This is a genomic window from Pseudoalteromonas sp. ABE4_541 (assembly GCF_056312285.1).
In genome coordinates this window covers 25,867-43,695 of sequence record NZ_JBSVEM010000030.1, presented here as the reverse complement: position 1 = coordinate 43,695, position 17,829 = coordinate 25,867, and the positions used below count along the sequence as shown (strand labels likewise).

At 43.0% G+C, this 17,829-nt stretch carries 15 protein-coding genes; 5 read left to right on the top strand and 10 right to left on the bottom strand.

Annotation, left to right across the window (positions count from 1 at the left end; all coding sequences use genetic code 11):
* Positions 1-346 precede the first annotated feature (346 nt).
* The 4 genes from ACW689_RS20420 to ACW689_RS20405 all read right to left on the bottom strand — a co-directional run bounded on the left by ACW689_RS20420 (position 347) and on the right by ACW689_RS20405 (position 5,381).
* The gene (locus tag ACW689_RS20420) at positions 347-1,420 is read right to left on the bottom strand and encodes a M23 family metallopeptidase (protein ID WP_476294150.1); all 1,074 of its coding nucleotides are present in this window, start codon (positions 1,418-1,420) and stop codon (positions 347-349) included.
* Between the two features lie 415 nt (positions 1,421-1,835).
* On the bottom strand, positions 1,836-3,716 hold the full coding sequence (locus ACW689_RS20415) for a methyl-accepting chemotaxis protein (RefSeq protein ID WP_476294149.1): 1,881 nt from the start codon (positions 3,714-3,716) through the stop codon (positions 1,836-1,838).
* 94 nt (positions 3,717-3,810) lie between these two features.
* The gene (locus tag ACW689_RS20410) at positions 3,811-4,863 is read right to left on the bottom strand and encodes an MJ1255/VC2487 family glycosyltransferase (RefSeq protein ID WP_476294148.1); all 1,053 of its coding nucleotides are present in this window, start codon (positions 4,861-4,863) and stop codon (positions 3,811-3,813) included.
* Positions 4,860-5,381: a phosphatase PAP2 family protein gene (locus ACW689_RS20405; protein ID WP_476294146.1), complete on the bottom strand. Its 522-nt coding sequence runs from the start codon at positions 5,379-5,381 to the stop codon at positions 4,860-4,862. Before ACW689_RS20405 ends, ACW689_RS20410 begins: the two co-directional genes overlap by 4 nt.
* Positions 5,382-5,543: 162 nt before the next feature.
* Here ACW689_RS20405 and rraA point away from each other — a divergent pair, with 162 nt between their 5' ends.
* On the top strand, positions 5,544-6,044 hold the full coding sequence (rraA, locus tag ACW689_RS20400; protein ID WP_476294145.1) for a ribonuclease E activity regulator RraA: 501 nt from the start codon (positions 5,544-5,546) through the stop codon (positions 6,042-6,044).
* A gap of 5 nt (positions 6,045-6,049) precedes the next feature.
* Positions 6,050-7,099 (top strand): formimidoylglutamase, encoded by a 1,050-nt coding sequence (locus ACW689_RS20395; RefSeq protein ID WP_476294144.1) that lies wholly within the window; start codon positions 6,050-6,052, stop codon positions 7,097-7,099.
* 56 nt (positions 7,100-7,155) lie between these two features.
* Here ACW689_RS20395 and ACW689_RS20390 read toward each other — a convergent pair whose 3' ends face one another.
* Positions 7,156-8,925, bottom strand: a complete 1,770-nt coding sequence (locus ACW689_RS20390) for an EAL domain-containing protein (protein ID WP_476294143.1) — start codon at positions 8,923-8,925, stop codon at positions 7,156-7,158.
* 22 nt (positions 8,926-8,947) lie between these two features.
* On the bottom strand, positions 8,948-10,174 hold the full coding sequence (gene hutI / locus ACW689_RS20385; RefSeq protein WP_476294142.1) for an imidazolonepropionase: 1,227 nt from the start codon (positions 10,172-10,174) through the stop codon (positions 8,948-8,950).
* 109 nt (positions 10,175-10,283) lie between these two features.
* Between hutI and hutC the strand changes: the two genes are divergently transcribed.
* On the top strand, positions 10,284-10,997 hold the full coding sequence (gene hutC, locus ACW689_RS20380; protein ID WP_476294140.1) for a histidine utilization repressor: 714 nt from the start codon (positions 10,284-10,286) through the stop codon (positions 10,995-10,997).
* A gap of 11 nt (positions 10,998-11,008) precedes the next feature.
* On the opposite strand, the gene ACW689_RS20375 is transcribed toward hutC, so the two are convergent.
* The 3 genes from ACW689_RS20375 to ompR are packed head-to-tail and all read right to left on the bottom strand — an operon-like array spanning position 11,009 to position 13,824.
* The gene (locus ACW689_RS20375; protein WP_476294139.1) at positions 11,009-11,767 is read right to left on the bottom strand and encodes a Rossmann-fold NAD(P)-binding domain-containing protein; all 759 of its coding nucleotides are present in this window, start codon (positions 11,765-11,767) and stop codon (positions 11,009-11,011) included.
* Between the two features lie 27 nt (positions 11,768-11,794).
* On the bottom strand, positions 11,795-13,096 hold the full coding sequence (gene envZ / locus ACW689_RS20370; RefSeq protein ID WP_476294137.1) for a two-component system sensor histidine kinase EnvZ: 1,302 nt from the start codon (positions 13,094-13,096) through the stop codon (positions 11,795-11,797).
* 8 nt (positions 13,097-13,104) lie between these two features.
* Positions 13,105-13,824, bottom strand: a complete 720-nt coding sequence (gene ompR / locus ACW689_RS20365) for an osmolarity response regulator transcription factor OmpR (RefSeq protein ID WP_476294135.1) — start codon at positions 13,822-13,824, stop codon at positions 13,105-13,107.
* A 158-nt stretch (positions 13,825-13,982) separates the two neighbouring features.
* Between ompR and greB the strand changes: the two genes are divergently transcribed.
* On the top strand, positions 13,983-14,456 hold the full coding sequence (gene greB / locus ACW689_RS20360; protein ID WP_476294134.1) for a transcription elongation factor GreB: 474 nt from the start codon (positions 13,983-13,985) through the stop codon (positions 14,454-14,456).
* 92 nt (positions 14,457-14,548) lie between these two features.
* Entirely contained in the window at positions 14,549-16,861 is a 2,313-nt protein-coding gene (locus ACW689_RS20355; RefSeq protein ID WP_476294133.1) for a Tex family protein, read from the top strand.
* 56 nt (positions 16,862-16,917) lie between these two features.
* On the opposite strand, the gene ACW689_RS20350 is transcribed toward ACW689_RS20355, so the two are convergent.
* Positions 16,918-17,823, bottom strand: coding sequence for a putative metalloprotease CJM1_0395 family protein (locus ACW689_RS20350; RefSeq protein ID WP_476294132.1), 906 nt, complete (start codon positions 17,821-17,823; stop codon positions 16,918-16,920).
* Positions 17,824-17,829: the final 6 nt, after the last annotated feature.

Here is a 17,829-nt window from a genome sequence, read left to right as displayed (position 1 = left end):
TAGTGCGTAGCGCTCCGTGTCAGTGGGGTCGCATTATAGGGCGTTCCTTTTTTTGATCAAGCGTTTTTTAAAGAAAATTAAGAAAAACACAACAACCGCTCAAAAAGCAGTCTAACCCTGCTATTTTTGAATAAATAATATTCATTTGATTCGGTTGTACGTTCTAATTTCAATAATTCTGTATTGATACGCCTTCATCGTTTCTGCGTACAATGCTCAAATTGGAATTGTTGGACATCTCAGGGTTAAAAAGTATCGTGCCTGCTTGAGTATACCTGTATCCTATAAGCCTGTTGTTAGCGATTCATCAACAGCCCTGATGAATCGCGCTGAAGAATTCAATACCTTATGGGTTGTCTACTCGACTCCAAAAGCACTTCCTCGAATTTGAACGAGAATCATACATCCATGTATAGCTACAATTACTGTCATAACTATATCTACCAACATCTATTTTATAGGGGCCAAAAGATACACCTTGTAAAGACTGAAAGCGCCCGTTGTATAACAAAGAGAAATGAAGATGCGGACCGGTCGACGAGCCTCCTTGACACAGGGCCACGTTTTTCTGACTAGCATACGTGCCAATCCTTTGGTTCTTATCGACCCAGTCACCATCGCGCACATCAATCCCGTCCATGTGATAATAGTTAGTTGCCCACCCATCTGGATGAGTCACTCTTAACTGACAGCGAGAAAATACTGAGACTTTACCATCATGAGCTGCTGTAACACTGTAAGTTTGCCCTCCCCAACTAGGCCAATCATAAGATACATCGATTGATGATAAAGGATAGCCTGAGCCTGTGTGTGAGTGTGGCCCATTTGGCATCCAGCTATATCCCGCCCGCCATGGCCATTGCATTTGTGGTATTGCTGAAATGTTGAGCGTATCAGATTTAGCTTGTTGACCAAACCAAGTGTAGTATTGCTCTTGCCACTGCGCTATTTGCTTTTTATCACCAACCAATGCAGCAATAGCATACGATGCAGCATTTGTACTTAATACGCTTTCTGTATCAAAATGATAAAACATTTGTGATAAGTGATCTGCCACTACCTTTATTTCTTGTCGATAAAGGTCAATTAATAGCTCACTGGCCTCCAGTGTAGGAGACCAATTTTTTGATATTGCCATTGTCGTAAGCACAACCCGCGGATCTACTCCAAAAGCTCCACTCCAATGCAACAATGCTTCTTCCAAGGGTAACCACTGAGGATGCTCTGAAAAATATTTCGACATAACAAATGGGTGCATTACCGGTCGATATACAAAGTTATTATCATCAACCAATATAGACACGCTTGCAGTTGATAAAAATGCTGAATCATATTTTCCAACATCAATATCAGGCATAAGTGAGTGCGCCATTCCTTGTACGCTAAACGATAAACCAAAAAGACATATGAGTGTTTTCATTATTCCCTCCGTTCGAACTGAATGACCGATAAACTTGTTCAGACAACTCACATATGGGCACAAAACACTGCATCTCATGAGCGATTGCTCTAACAACCTTGTTACTGCATAGAAGCACCGACTCCTAACTAAGGTCACAAACAGCTGTCCCTACAGGCGTGAAAAACCACCAACAAAACATATCGACGTTTAATAACCTCCGCAAAGGTTAAATTAGTGTAACAATTATGAAATAACAAGAATGATAGTTTCGTTAGCTGTAAATGAATCTGAACGTTCCTTTTTACAGTACCTTTAGTGGAAATTAGAAAGGAAATATGGCTATTAAATTAAACGTTATGCTTCAGATGGTAGGAGATAGAGTGTGAGTAAAATGCCGCCAAAGACAGCGGCATTTTTACATAACAACTAAGTTCTATACTTTATATTTTGCAACCGCATCTTTTAGCACCTTCGCTTGCTCAGCAACTTCTTCACTACTTTGAGCATTTGCATTTGCATGCTGAGAAGCGATTTGAGCAATATCACGAATACGAACCACATTTTTATTCACTTCGCTCGCTACCTGGTTTTGTTCATCAATAGCGGTTGCGATATGTGTGCTCATGTCCATGATGGTTTGCACATCCTCAGTGATCATGCCCAACAACTCTCCCGCCTTTTCAGCCTGAGAAACACTTTCTCCACCTTGGTCTCGACATTGCTGCATTATATTCACCACTTCGCGCGTACGTTGCTGCAATGTAGAAATGATACTTTCTATTTCTTGAGTTGAGTCTTGGGTACGCTGTGCTAAAGAACGAACTTCATCGGCAACCACTGCGAATCCACGACCTTGCTCGCCTGCTCGCGCCGCTTCAATTGCCGCATTTAGCGCCAATAAATTTGTCTGCTCAGCGATCCCTCTGATCACATCAAGCACAGACCCTATCGTTTCACCATCTTTTTCAAGCTGGGATACAACGTCAGAAGCACCGCTCAAAGATTCAGAAAGCGCGATAATATGTTTAATCGTTGCATCCACTTCATGACGACCTTGTTGTGCATTGTTGTTAGTAAACTCTGCTTTTTGTGAGGCCGCTTCAGTATTATGAGAAATATCTTGAATGGTTGCCTGCATTTCAGTAGCTGCCGTGGCGACCATATCAGCTTCATGAAGCTGTTCGTTCATTCCAGCACTGGTTTGAGCTGTGGATTCAGTCAAATGAGAAGTCGCATCATTAATTGTTTCTAAAGCAGAATTAACTTCAGAAATAAGGATCTTGAAATCATTGATAAGGCTATTGAAGTCACGTGTCATGATGGTAATTTCATCATTTCCACTTTGCTCTATCAACAGTCCTAAGTTGTTCTCTCGGCGGATCCGTTCAATAGTAAGATACACTCTCTCTACTGGTTTAATAATAGAGTTGCTGGTTGATAACACCAACAGCATTACAATAACCGCCGCTATCGCAAAAATGATAAACGCGATGTATTGCACACTCGATGCAGTATCCGCAATAGCCTTTTTGGTTTGCGTTACAACATCCGTCACCAATTTATCGCTTTGTTCAACGCTTTCCTTCATTTTACCTAAAGCGCCATCGGTCAGACTCAAGCCCAGCTGTACTTGCGCATCAACCAGATTATTAAATTTGGTATGATATACATCGAGCAGTTCAAGTAACTTTGACTCATAATCCCGAGGAAACCCGGCTGACTTTATTTGCTGTGCAAACTTCGGCACAATCTCAGAGAGTTTGGCTTGATATTTGGTATCAAGACGTAACATAAAATCTTTTTCTGCACGACGCAGCTGCAGCATAGTGACAAGCAGCTCATGATTTTCGCGCTCTTTAAGTAACGTTTCAACTTCATGAACAGCCCCTCTTAATTCACCATAAAGTGCATCTTTAGGATGTAGGCCGATCTTTTTCTGTAATTTTACAACATTTTGAAAGTCTGAATTATATTGCTCCGCAAGTCGCTTGAATTCCGCGATTTTACGCTTATCAATATCAAACTCCTCAAACACTACTTCCAACAGAGTAATGGTATTTTTGAGTTCTGTGTACTCTTCATCAAACTCTTCAAGCGCTTCGACTTCTTTATAAAAGAGAAAGTTTTTCTCATGCTTTCGCATGGTTAACTCGCGGACATCCAGCTCCTTTGAATATTGAATGCCATCGTTTAAACGAAGCATAGTTTTTGCCTCGTACATGATCACAAAAAGCATCACCACTAGTGCAACACCGACAACAAGCGCATTGAGTTGCAGCCGTCGCTTAATTGTAAGATTTTCTAATAATGCCATACTGTTACCTACACATTGTTCTACTAGGAGTAGTATAGCTCAGAAGCTCACTTAGTGCTTACGTTAAAATAATCGAACTAGTGAGCTTGATCAATTATGCGGCATTTGACACCTTTTGTTGAACTGATTGCCACAATAATTGATGCAGTGCACCAACATCATGCCACTGTTTGCCAACCAGCCAATTTACTAATGGGGTAGGATCTGATGGGAAATGAACAACCTCCGCCATTGGCTGTTCCAAAAATTCTTCCAACGCATTAGAGCTTAGATAATGCATCACTTTGGCTCTGCCCATTTCTTCTAAAGTGGACGCATTAGATAATTGCTCAAATTGGCCACTAAGAGGCTTTAATAATAGCTTTTTACCAAATTTCATGGCTTCACTAGAAAGTTCAAAGCCCGCATTAGCAACTACTCCACTAGTATTCACTAAATCTTTCAAAAAACCTTCACGGCTTGGCGCGCGTAAATGAATGTGTGCCAAAGACTGGTTCTGTGCATCTGGGTGATAGCAATAAAACTCTTTATCGGGAAAATCTTTGAGTAATTCAAGGATCTTATTTAAATCTTCAAAAGGTAAATAAACTAAGACTTTATTCGCGATTGATTGACACTGGTTATTTGGCGCTTCGTAAGGAATAAAGGGTGGAATGATATTGTTTGCATACGGCTGCCAATGCACACCGAGGTAAATATCAGCAGGTGCAAATTGCTTAATAAAAGTTCGTTTAAATAAACCGCCACCTTCAACTGGTACTTCTGGCGATAAAAACGCAGCTTGATGACTCATTGCAATAACAGGTACCTTCGCGAGCTTACCAGCCCAAGCTGTTATTGGCTCAAAATCATTGAAGATCAAATCATACCCAGATACATCCAGTTGACGTATATCTTTGTAAAGACGGAATAACTTTAATTGCCTTAAGGTATCAAGTTGATTAATTTTCCCACCTTGAGATGCAAAACTGATGCCTTCTCGTGTTTGATAGTCACCAAATACATCCATGTCAAAATACTTATTTTTTGCTCTTCCAGAAAACAAGTAATCTACCTGAATGCCATGTTGCGCAAAACAAGACGCCATAATTCGGGCTCGAGTCGTATGTCCATTTCCCGTCCCTTGTACTCCATACAAAATCTTCATAGCATTCCTACAAAACCAATTGCCAAACTAGCGCACCCCACGCCCATTAATGCACCAACAACGACATCAAGAGGGTAATGCACACCAACCACGACCCTAGATAAAGATACGCCAGATGCCCAAACCATCAACGGAATGGACAAAATAGGCAAATGCTCCATTAAGCAAGTCGCATACAACCATGCTCCAGCACTATGGCCTGATGGTAGACTAAATTTGTCTCCAGGTGTCAACAGCGCCTTTTGCGCATAACAGTCACATGGTCGAACTCGTGCAATGCGCTTTTTCAAATAAAAATACAATGGACGTTCTAGAGCAAACGCCAAAATAGCTGTCAGTGCGAAGGTCTGCCCTAGCTGCTCAAGAAAAATCGCACAAGACAGCGCAAGCAATACATAAAATCCGCCATTACCACTTTTTGATAACCCTAGGGCGACAAGTCGCCACCAATGCTTTGGACTCGGTGTAAAAACCGCAAAGTATAAAGCTGTATCGAGTTCTGCTATTTTGCTCTTCATGAGTTTAGCCCACACGTTGTGTATAAATTCAGCATAGAAGAGCTAAATAACAAAAACGTGACATTTTCAAGACACAAATATGTAAGTTGCTGTTTATCATTGCTAAGGTGTGATATGGGAGTATACTGACCCTGACTTGTGTTATTTTCAGAGGATAAAAGAATGGATTACAACACTTCCGATTTATGTGATCACTTTCCCGACGTAGTTGACGTACTTGAACCTATGTTCATCAATTTTGGCGGTCAACCTTCATTTAGTGGTCGCATTACGACTCTAAAGTGTTTTGAAAATAACGAGCTGATCCAAAGTGTACTTGAGCAAGATGGAGCTGGCCGAGTGTTGCTTATTGATGGCGGAGGCTCTACACGACGTGCTTTGATCGATATCGACTTAGCTGAACTTGCCGTGGAAAATAACTGGCAGGGTATCGTTGTATACGGCGCAGTACGCCATGTAGATGAACTGGAAGAATGTGATTTGGGCATACAAGCTATTGCCTCAATTCCGGTTGCAGCAGACAGTGAAGGTGCTGGAGAGCAAGGTATCCCTGTAAACTTTGCTGGTGTATCTTTTTTCGAAGATGACTACTTATATGCCGATAGTACCGGTATTGTTATCTCGGCGGAAGAGTTGCTATTAGAACCCGAAGAGCAAGAATAATTTGCATGGCTAATTGGTTACAAGTTTATAGCGAGGTTGATATTGCTCGCCTTGCGACTGCCCGTGAAAATGAACCGCGCTTTTGGCAAGCGCTCACTTTTTTGGACCCCAATGCACATGTTGAAGCGGCGCTAAAAGATGCTATGGCTTTTGGGATCAAGTATGTATTGATTGCAATTAATGAAGATATTGGTCCGCGCGCAAATTGTGGTAATGGTGGAGCAACACTTGGATGGCAAGCATTTTTAAAGCGCTTTTTAAACTTACCTTGTAATGAGTTTCTTACTCCCAGCAATGTTTTGCTATTAGGCGAGATAATCTGCGACGATCTTCAGCTTGCTAGTGAGAGGCTAGATAATAAAGATCCACAACATCTGAATGAACTCAGAGCACTATGCAGCCAGATTGATGAACGTGTCGATTATGTTTTAAACATGGTATTTGCGGCAGGGCTTGAGCCTATCATTATTGGCGGTGGACACAATAATTGCTATGGCATTTTAAAATCACTGTCACAAGTCAGTGAAACAGCCTGTCACGCCATCAATTTTGATCCACATGCGGATTTCCGTGCTTTAGAAGGCCGACACAGTGGTAATGGTTTTCATTATGCTTATCAACAAGGGTTCTTATCTGATTATCATGTCGTTGGCATGCATGAACAAAAGAACAATCAAGCAATTGTGAATGCTTTAAGAGCAGCCAACTTTAGCTATTCAAGCTATCAAGAGATTTTAGTTTCCAGAGCATACAGCTTAACCGAAGCGTGTGAGATAGGCTTCAAGCGGTTTGCCAGTGCTGCACCTTTGGGCATTGAAGTCGATGTCGATAGTATTAGTTATATGCCCGTAAGTGCCTTCACTAATTGCGGATTTACTGTCAATGACGCAGAACATTTCGTGTATTTGGGCGCAAAGCAACCCAATGCGCGCTATTTACATCTCTGCGAAGCTGCACCTGGCAATCACCCTCAAGGTATAGAACAAGGCACTGTAGAAGCTGGACAGGTGCTCAGCGGTTTAGTGTGTAGCTACCTTAAAGGCAAAGCATCTTAGGAGGTATTAAAAGCCTTTAATTTAAGCAAAGGCCATACCTCAAAGATAAACACGCCCTAGCTATTCTGCTCAAAATACCATTGGTGCACCCAGCTCATAAGTCCTTTGCTACTTATGGGCTGTCCTAACAAGTGCCCCTGAATGGCTTCGGGGTTAAATTTATTAGCAAAATCTAACTGCTGTTGGTTTTCAATACCACCACAGATAATTTTAACGCCCCTTTGTCGTTGCATAGCAAGCAACTCAGCAACAACATGTTCTATCCCCTCAGGCTGAGGTTGGCAGGTGAGTGAGGAAGCCAGTTTGACATAATCAACATTGAGATCCGCCAATGCCGTCAACACAATTGGCGACTCACCAAAACGATCAATACCAACATGCACACCCATTTCCCTTAACTTTGCAATGCGAAGCTGGTTATGAGAATTAGCTGAGGCCAAAGTTGACGGTGCATATTCAAGGTGTAGATCACCGCTTTGCAAATGATGCTCTAACAATACTCTATTCATAAAGCGAATAAAGTCCTCTTGTAGCATTTCAGAGCCAAACACATTAATACTCAAAGGAATATTAAAGTTCTCCATCTTCAATGCCATGGCCATTTCAGCGGCACGTTCAACCATAAAGTAAGCGACTGGCATGGCAAGCCCAGCTAAACGAATATCATCAATAAACTGCTCCGCGCTTAATAGGCCTAGTTTCGGGTGAGGCCAGCGTAACAACAGTTCTATAAAAGCGATCTCCCCTCTTTGTTTTTTAAATGCAGGCTGGAAGTAAATTTCAAATTCTTCTTGTACAGTGATATTAGCCAGCTCTCTTATTCTCGCTCTCTTTTCAAACTGGCTGATTTGCATATGTTGTTGGTAGGGACACACTATATGGTCAGGTAAACTATCCAAAGCGAGGTAAGCACACGCAATTAAATTATCAAATTGGCCCGACTCTTCATAGCAATTCACATAACTGGCTCGCGCAGAAACCTCAAGTGTACAGTTATTCACATAAAAAGGCTGAGCAGTACTAAGCAGAATGTCATCAATCAACTGTTCATGCAAAGATGGGTTATTTGTCGTATTACACACAAAAGCAAAATACAGACCGCCTAAATGAGCAACTCTAGAAATAGAGTCTCCACACGGGATAGAAAAAATATGCTTATCATGTAGTTGCTGCTTTATCCGATTTGCCGACTCGGCAAGTAAGGTATCACCGAACTCTCGCCCAAGATGTTTATTGACTTGTTCAATCCCTTCTAAAAACACAATCACCATCATGGCGGGACCAGGGTCTAGTTGTCGCTGTGTTTGATAGGCTTCTCGTAAACTGGCTCGATTAGGCAACCCTAGGGTATCACCGATGATACCTACTTTTAGGATAGGCCCTCTTTGCACTTCATTCTCATTTTGATTGGTCAGGTACAATAAACCCAAATAGATTGGCAATAGTGATAGTGCTGATAAACTCAGTGGCCACAGATAGAGCATAGCACCAATGAGCAATACAACATTGATAACGAACGCTGCGACTGTCAGTTTTATCAGAAACGAAATAGAGTGAAAAAGCGCATAAATAAAATAAACAATGGGTATTGCGCTTAGCAGATATAAAGCAAAGGGTGAGTAAAGAAAAACAAGTGTGAGCGCGACTCCAAAAAGTACTGTATGAAGCATTTTTAGCAGTACATCTTTTGTTAACAGAATCAACGCTGTTCCCGACGTGCCAATACCGCCCAGCAATATCGCTTGAAGCATAACAATAGGCAGCGCAGTTGCATCACTGTATGCATGCGAAACTAAAGCAGACCAGAAAGACGACTCTACAACCACCTATTTTCCACAAGCTAATCTGTCAATATTGAATAAGTTTACCCGAGATCCACAAATTTGATAGGTCACTAATCCCAAATTGATAACTTAGTTCGGCTGGATGCGTCACATCCCATAGCGCCATATCGGCACGCATCCCTACTTTTAAAACCCCGCGATCTTGTAAACCCAAAGCTTTTGCCGCATTCACCGTCACGCCCTGTAGCGCTTCTAGCGGTGTCATTTTGAACAAGGTACAAGCCATATTAAGCATCAACCGTAATGAGCAAAGTGGCGCAGTGCCTGGGTTAAAATCGCTCGCAATGGCCATAGGTACTTTGTGTTTTCTCAATAGCTCTATTGGCGGTAATTGCGTTTCGCGTAAAAAGTAGAACGCACCTGGTAACACAACGGCAGTCGTCCCCGCTTTTGCCATTGCTTGAATGCCTTGTTCATCCAGATATTCAATATGATCAGCAGACAAACCAGCAAATTCTGCTACCAGCTCACTGCCATGTTGATTAGATAGTTGCTCTGCGTGGCATTTTATCTTCAAGCCAAGTTGCTGCGCCTTTTCAAATACTCGTTTTGTTTGCTCAAAGCTAAAGCCAACGTTTTCACAAAATGCATCTACGGCAACTGCCAATTCCTGCTCTGCAACTTTGGGCAACATCTCTTCACATACGAGTGTGATATAGTCATCGGCTCTATCTTTGTATTCAGGTGGAAGAGCGTGCGCCCCTAAAAATGTGCTTTGAATATCAATCGGATGATGCGCATTCAGTTGCTTGTTCACTTCTAAGAGCTTTATTTCATTCTCACTATCAAGACCGTAACCCGACTTACTCTCAACGGTTGTTACGCCTTCACGCAGCAAGCTATTTAATCGTGTTTTTCCTTTCACGAATAGTGTTTCTAGATCGGCTTGTCGCGTTGCTCTTACCGTACTTGCAATGCCGCCACCTTGCTGCGCAATTTGCTGGTAAGACACACCATTGAGGCGCTGCTCAAATTCTCCAGCGCGGTTGCCAGCAAAAAGAATATGGGTATGACAATCAATCAACCCTGGTGTCAACAAACGCCCTTTTGCGTCGTGTAATGGCGTATTGAGTGCGTCAAATTCTGGCATAGCTTGTTGCTCGCCTAACCACACAATTTTGCCTTCTCTCACCATGACCGCGCCTTGCTCTATCAAGCCATAAGCAGCAGAAATAGCAGAGTCCATTGTTGCGACAGTCGCGTTAACAATCACAAAGTCTACATTGAGCATAACGTTCTCTTTAAAATTAAAACTGCTACGAGTTTAGCAACTCCACTTGTATATACAATAGAAGTGTGCCACCTTTATTTTTATGTCATTTTTATTGAACGTACTGACCATGACGCAACAGCCTAAGTTCGCCCTCATCAAGCAACATATTGTCGATCATATTAGAGCTGGTGAATGGAAAGAAAATCAGCGTGTTCCCTCAGAAAATGAGCTGGCAGATCTATTTAAGGTGAGCCGGATGACGGCACGCAGAGCACTCAGTGAGCTGACCGATTCTGGGATATTGACGCGTAGCCAAGGCCTTGGCACGTTCGTCGCGAGTTTCAAATCACAATCCTCACTGCTGGAGATCAAAAATATTGCTGATGAGGTTGAGCAAAGAAATGGCCGTTACTCGAGTAATGTACTATCGCTCGAGTCGATTGCAGCTATCGCGCCCATCGCAATCGCTTTAGGCGTAGATATCGACAGTCAAGTTTATCGTAGTGTGATCATTCACAACGAAAATGATATGCCTATTCAAGTTGAGGAGCGTTTTGTTAACCCAGCTTTGGCTTCCGATTATTTACAGCAGGATTTTAACGAACGAACTCCGCACGAATACTTGTCAGCTGTGGCACCACTAACCGAAGCCAGACATACTGTAGAAGCAGTTATGCCTAATAGTGAAGTATGTCAGTGGCTCGGGCTATTTAACGAAGAACCCTGCTTACAAGTGATCCGGCGAACTTGGTCATCTGATGGCATTGTAAGTTTCACGCGGCTTATTTCTCCTGGTAGCAAGTATCGCTTAGGTGGCCATCTTACATTTAGAAAAAGCTAAATCTTCATCGCTTAGATATCATTTTGATATGCAAATCCAAGCTTTGTGATAGCTGAACCATCGATGATACGCTCTAAGCTGTGATCATTAGAAAACGTAGGTGCTTGCGTACCTAGCTGTGCGCACTTTTGCTTGTAGTAATCTTGGCGCGTCGGATGGAACGGATGACATAGATTGTAAATAGGTTGCGCATCACTCCATGACTCCAACAAACAGAATATACCATTAATAACATCCTGCTGATGAACCATATTGACCAAACTGTGGGACGAACTACCCAGCTGCTTACCTGCAACGAAACGCCCAGGCTCTCGGTTTGGCCCAATTAATCCCGCTAAGCGTACGACTTTACCATTACTGGCTAATACTTGTTGCTCTGCATTTAGCAAAAGTGCTTGTCGTTGAGTAACAACAGGCGTATCGCTTTGCTCTGTGTAGTGACCACTTGATTGTGCATATACGCCGCTACTAGAACATAGTAAGAAGCCTTTTGCATTGAAAAGCTCACTTAAAGTGAGTACCTGCTTGAGTAATGAAAGATAATTGCTCTGTTCCTTCCTCGCTCTTGGCGGTATGGCACACACCCACCACGCATCTCGCAGTGTTATATCGTGAACCAAGTGTTCACCGTCAAGATAAAGCTGCTTTTCAAAACGATTCTCACCGCTAGGGGTTGTACGTGTGCCTTGCACTTCCCACCCTAAATCTAATGCTTTTTGGCATAATGGTCGCCCTAACCAACCCGCACCAAGTACGACTAAATTCTTCATAACGTTTGTTCTTGTTCTTCCAATTTACTATTTAACAATGGGCAAAAACACTTCTGCACTAAGGCCACCCTCTTCTCGGTTGCGCAACCTTACCTGACCACCATGTGTTGTTACAATACGCTTAATAATCGCCAGACCTAAGCCGCTCCCTTCACTACCTCGTGCTTGGTCCCCCTGCTTAAATGGTTCAAATACACGCTCTAACTCAGTTTCAGGTATCCCAGGCCCTCTGTCTTTGACAAAAACTTCGACCCCTTTTTTGCGAGGGTTATAACACGTCGTCACTTCAATCGCAGAGTCAGAATAACGAATGGCATTTTCGATCATATTGGTGATCACCCGTTTCATCGCTACCATATTCATCAGTATTGGTGGAACATCTGGTCCAAGTACCATTTTTATAGTGCGTTTGTGTTTTTTCTCCGCAGTAACGACATCTTCTACCAGACCATTAAGCTCTTCATAATTCATTTCACCACTGTGATGATGACGCAAATATTCGATAAACTGGTCAATGATCGCGTTCATATCGTCGATATCATCGATGATCCCTTCTTTGAGGTAATCCTCTTCATCCGCCATCATTTCAGTGGCTAGACGAATACGTGTTAGTGGCGTTCGCAGATCATGAGAAACGCCAGCCATCAGTAAACGACGATCATTTTCCAACTCAGCAATTCCTTTTGACATTTGGTTAAATGCCCGAGTTACCTCCATCACTTCAGTAGATCCATGCTCTACCAATCGGGTAGAAAAATCACCGACCCCGACCCGACCAGCCGCTGTTTGTAACGCCTTTAAAGGGCGGTTCAGGTGACGAGCAAACCACCAACCTCCTAATACGCTTAAAAAGCCGATACTGGATAGATAAAATACCAAAAACTCTAGTTTCGTTTCACTGAGTCCAGTGAGCGGCACCCTTACCCAGTAGCCCGGCGCTTGTGGCGCTTCGACCCAATATACGATTGGATCTCCTTGGCTAATTCGAACTCTTGCTGAACCATTTAACTGTTCAGACATACTCTTTGATAACAAACTATATTCTTTGGCTCGATCTAGCCCATTAATATAAGCTTGCCGCTGTGTCATCACTTCAATTCCTGTTATCTCAAAAAACTTATCTGAGAGTTCAGAGTTTACATCAACCCCTTCTTCCCAATCGATAAACACCGTTTTCACTTGCTTAGCAAGCATCAAATTCACTTGTTCAAAGGTCGGCTTAAAAACGTAAAGAGTAACAGTGATGTAAGACACTATCTGATTGATCAATAGCAGCGCCCCGACAAAAAACACGGTTTGTCCAAAGGCACTTCTTGGGAATAAACTCATAGCGACGACTATTTTCCACCATCTGGTACAAATACGTAGCCCAGACCCCAAACAGTCTGAATATAACGAGGATTTGCAGCATCTTCTTCAATCATGCGACGTAATCTTGATACTTGAACATCAATACTACGCTCAAGTGCACTATAGTCTCGCCCACGTGCGAGGTTCATTAATTTGTCGCGACTCAGTGGCTCACGAGGATGGCTCACTAATGCCTTGAGCACAGCAAACTCGCCACTGGTCAATGACAAAACCTCATCACCTTTGTGCATTTCTCTGGTTGCTAGATTTAGTTTAAAAATACCAAAAGCGACTTCATTTTCTTCGGCAGAAGGCGCGCCCGGCACTTCTTTTGCTCGGCGACGTAAAATAGCCTTAATACGCGCTAGTAGCTCTCTTGGGTTGAAAGGTTTAGGAATATAATCGTCAGCACCCAGCTCTAAACCAATAATGCGATCAACCTCATCCCCTTTGGCCGTCAACATCACAATTGGAATGTCATTTTCCTTTTGACGCAAACGACGACAAATAGATAAACCATCCTCACCCGGTAACATTAAATCCAGTACCATCACATGAAAGTTTTCTCGCTCTAGGAGCCTGTCCATTTGTTCACTATTCGCCGCACTGCGTACAATAAAACCTTGTTCAACCAAATAGCGCTCTAAAAGGCTCCGTAGACGCATATCATCATCTACAACTAGTACCTTGGTGGTTTCATTTCCCATACTACATTCTTCTTGTTATAAATTACCTTCGCTTAATATAATTGAAAAATGGTCAACTAGACACCATACCTATAAGAAGTTTTGTTACTGAACGTTACAATTTAGAAAACTTACAACACTGAGCGAAGAAAACTATCGCATTGGCAGTATTAGCAACTATGAAAACAAATCTGATCACCCCTGAAGGTTACCGACAGTTACAGCAAGAGCATGACCACTTATGGCATGAAAAACGTCCAGAAATAACAAAAATCGTTTCTTGGGCAGCCAGTTTGGGGGATCGCTCAGAAAACGCAGACTATACCTTTAATAAACGCTTACTCAGGCAAATAGATCGCAGAGTACGCTATTTACGCAAACGCTTACCTGATCTACAAATCGTTGAATATTCACAGCAACAGGCTGGCAAAGTTTACTTCGGTGCTTGGGTCGAAATTGAAAACGAACAAGGCGATACCAAGCGTTTTCGCATAGTAGGTCCTGACGAAATATATGACCGCAAAGACTATATTTCTATTGACGCGCCTATGGCGAGGGCACTGCTTGGAAAACAAGTTGATGATGAGTTTGTGGTCCGCACGCCTGAAGGCGAAAAAACATGGTTTGTAAACAGCATCGAGTACAGCATCTAAGCTTCTTATTCAATATCGCTGTGATATGATATTACTATTAACGTATACCAAGTTGGTATAGCGTATCTAATTGAACTTTATAAGGATTTTGCATGAGCAACATCTCGGCTCGTTTAGCACAGGAACTAAACGCCAAAGAGCAACAAGTCATTGCTGCAACCGCATTACTTGATGAAGGGGCCACTGTGCCTTTCATTGCCCGCTATCGAAAAGAAGTCACTGGCGGATTAGATGATACCCAACTACGTTTGCTCGAACAGCGACTAAGCTACTTGCGAGAGTTAGAAGAACGTCGTAACTTTATTTTAAACACCATTGATGAGCAGGGTAAATTATCTGGCTCGCTCAAGGCCGACATTGAGCAAGCCCAAAGCAAAACCGAGCTGGAAGACTTATACCTCCCATTCAAACCAAAGCGCCGCACTAAAGGACAAATAGCCATAGAAGCAGGATTAGAGCCGCTTGCTGATGCACTGCTTTGTGATCCAAACCTTGTTCCTGAGCAAGAAGCTGAAGCTTATATTAATAAAAACAACGGTGTTGAAGAGCCAAAAGCAGCTTTAGATGGCGCCAAATTCATTCTCATGGAACGCTTCGCTGAAGATGCTAAATTACTCGCAAAATTCCGCAATCACATTAAGCAAAATGGTCAACTAGAATCTGCCGTGATCACAGGCCAAGAAGAAGCAGGAAGCAAGTATCGTGATTACTTTGAGCACAGTGAAAAGTTGGCCAAAGTACCATCCCACAGAGCCCTTGCAATGCTTCGTGCACGAAATGAGGGTATATTACAACTCTCAATTAACCCTGAGCCCGATGTAGAAGATGCACAACAGTTTTGCGCACAAATGATAGCCGACTACTACCAATTAAATGTCACAAATGCAGCTGCAAGCAAATGGCTCATGACGGTTGTACAATGGGCTTGGAAAGTAAAGCTATCACTACATTTAGAAAATGAGTTTCTAGGTGCATTACGCGAACAAGCAGAAATGGGCGCTATTGACGTATTTGCCAAAAACCTGAAAGATTTATTAATGGCAGCACCTGCCGGACCTCGTGTGACCATGGGGATTGATCCTGGACTAAGAACGGGTTGTAAAGTCGCGGTTGTTGACCAGACAGGTAAACTCTTAGCAACCAACACAATTTATCCACACGCCCCACAAAATCATTGGGATAAGTCTCTACGTACTATTGAGCAAGTATGTCGCCAATACAAGGTCGAGTTGATCGCCATTGGTAATGGTACCGCTTCGCGCGAAACTGACAAGCTCGCTGGCGAACTATTAAAAGCTGCCAGTGAGCTGAAACTAAATAAAATCATGGTCAGTGAAGCTGGTGCATCGGTTTATTCTGCTTCGGAATTTGCTGCCAATGAATTCCCAGATCTGGACGTATCTTTACGTGGCGCGGTATCAATCGCACGTCGTTTGCAAGACCCACTGGCAGAGCTTGTTAAGATCGAACCAAAATCAATCGGTGTAGGCCAATATCAACACGATGTATCACAAAGCCAACTAGGCCAGAGCCTTGTATCGGTGGTAGAAGACTGCGTAAACTCAGTGGGCGTTGATGTAAATACAGCATCGGTACCACTTTTAACACGTGTATCAGGCCTAAACAAAACCCTTGCTAGCAACATTGTAAAGTACCGTGATGCCAACGGCTCATTCAATAGCCGTAGCGAGCTTAAAAAAGTAGAGCGCTTAGGGCCTAAAGCGTTTGAGCAAGCCGCTGGCTTTTTAAGAATTGTTAACGGTAAAGATCCCCTAGATAGCTCGGCAGTGCACCCTGAAGCTTACCCTGTGGTTAAGCAGATTTGTGAAGTAAAACAAATTGCGGTTAATGAGTTAATCGGTAATACAGCGCTATTAAACCAGTTAGTGGCTAATGATTTCACTGATGAAAAGTTTGGATTGCCGACAGTCACTGACATCATTAAAGAATTGGATAAACCAGGTCGAGATCCTCGGCCTGAATTTAAAACCGCAACGTTCAAAGCGGGTGTTGAAACCATTAATGACCTCGAAGTCGGCATGATCTTGGAAGGCGTTGTGTCCAATGTCGCCAACTTTGGTGCGTTTGTTGATGTGGGTGTTCACCAAGATGGTCTCGTTCATATCTCGGCAATCACGAATAAATTCATATCCGACCCACGCGAAATTGTTAAAGCGGGTGATATCGTTAAAGTAAAAGTAATCGAAGTCGATGCACAGCGTAAACGCATCAGCTTTACTATGCGCTTAGAAGACGACGTGCATGCAGCACCAAAACAAAACAACGCGCCAGCTAAAAAAGCGAACGTAAATAAGAGTACCAATAAGCCCAAACCTAAACGCGATGCGGGCAACGCCGCCATGGGCAATGCCTTTGCAGAAGCATTTGCAAAGCTTAAAAAGTAATAAAAAAGCCGCTTCACATTTGAAGCGGCTTTTTAACTTATTAGCTCTTTAATTCTTTATACTTGTAAAGAAAGCGCAGCCGGTGTATCTGGCGTCGCAATGTGTTGATAAAAATCATTTATGCGTAGCGCTCTTGCTTGTATCTGAGGATCACGCTCAATCGGTAATGCGACAGCATAGGGATCAGACTCTCTTAGTGTCGCTCTTTCACCTTGCGCTATTTGACCTTCCTCATCTTCGCCTTTTAAGCGCCTAGTTTGATATGTACCAACAGAGCTTGAGCTCTCTTCTTCCTCGCCACTTATCAACTGTTTTGCTAAGTCTGCTTGCGCTGCTTGTATTTTTTGAGAAGCATCAGCTGCAATTGCCCTATCTGCACCTGACGGCTCTGCAGGCGCCAAAGCTGCAGCCCTTACAGTCTGCATTTTATCAATAGTAGCTTGCGGGTCACCGGGGATCTCTCCCACATCGATCATAACCTCGCCACCTACGGCATAGTTGTTGCCGTCAGGACCACGTTGATACTCATAACTAGGTGAGCCGGCATACTCGCCACCTACTCGAGCATGTGCTTGCTCATGCTGTCGAACCTCAGTATCACGCGCTTTTAACTCCTGAATTTGCTTTTCTTCTGCCTTTTGCTGCTCTTCAGCCTGAGAGTCTTGTTGATTTTCATCGTCATCACTTTGCTGTTCTTTGCTCTGCTGGTCTTGTTCTTGATCACGCTCTTCAATGGACTTTTGTTTAGCAAGTTGTCCATTATTGCCATACAAGGTTGAATCATCGGGTGAAGTAGCTTTGGTTTTGTCGCCATCATTTGCAGATTTATTCTCAGTAAAACTCGCTGCCGATGCGGGGGGTTTAGGAATAATTTCACGCAACTGATTGTCGCGCCTAGCCGTTTCAGTATAGACGTTTGCGGTATTCAGATTCATCGCCGGGGGTGGCGTTACTATGTTCATAACATT

Excerpts from the sequence above, each read along its gene's own strand:
- ompR (WP_476294135.1), bottom strand. The coding sequence starts at position 13,824 with ATGGGAAATGAAACCACCAAGGTACTAGTTGTAGATGATGATATGCGT.
- envZ (WP_476294137.1), bottom strand. The coding sequence starts at position 13,096 with ATGAGTTTATTCCCAAGAAGTGCCTTTGGACAAACCGTGTTTTTTGTC.
- ACW689_RS20375 (WP_476294139.1), bottom strand. The coding sequence starts at position 11,767 with ATGAAGAATTTAGTCGTACTTGGTGCGGGTTGGTTAGGGCGACCATTA.
- rraA (WP_476294145.1), top strand. The coding sequence starts at position 5,544 with ATGGATTACAACACTTCCGATTTATGTGATCACTTTCCCGACGTAGTT.
- ACW689_RS20350 (WP_476294132.1), bottom strand. The coding sequence starts at position 17,823 with ATGAACATAGTAACGCCACCCCCGGCGATGAATCTGAATACCGCAAAC.
- greB (WP_476294134.1), top strand. The coding sequence starts at position 13,983 with ATGAAAACAAATCTGATCACCCCTGAAGGTTACCGACAGTTACAGCAA.
- hutC (WP_476294140.1), top strand. The coding sequence starts at position 10,284 with ATGACGCAACAGCCTAAGTTCGCCCTCATCAAGCAACATATTGTCGAT.
- ACW689_RS20355 (WP_476294133.1), top strand. The coding sequence starts at position 14,549 with ATGAGCAACATCTCGGCTCGTTTAGCACAGGAACTAAACGCCAAAGAG.
- ACW689_RS20410 (WP_476294148.1), bottom strand. The coding sequence starts at position 4,863 with ATGAAGATTTTGTATGGAGTACAAGGGACGGGAAATGGACATACGACT.
- ACW689_RS20405 (WP_476294146.1), bottom strand. The coding sequence starts at position 5,381 with ATGAAGAGCAAAATAGCAGAACTCGATACAGCTTTATACTTTGCGGTT.
- ACW689_RS20395 (WP_476294144.1), top strand. The coding sequence starts at position 6,050 with ATGGCTAATTGGTTACAAGTTTATAGCGAGGTTGATATTGCTCGCCTT.
- hutI (WP_476294142.1), bottom strand. The coding sequence starts at position 10,174 with ATGCTCAATGTAGACTTTGTGATTGTTAACGCGACTGTCGCAACAATG.
- ACW689_RS20415 (WP_476294149.1), bottom strand. The coding sequence starts at position 3,716 with ATGGCATTATTAGAAAATCTTACAATTAAGCGACGGCTGCAACTCAAT.
- ACW689_RS20420 (WP_476294150.1), bottom strand. The coding sequence starts at position 1,420 with ATGAAAACACTCATATGTCTTTTTGGTTTATCGTTTAGCGTACAAGGA.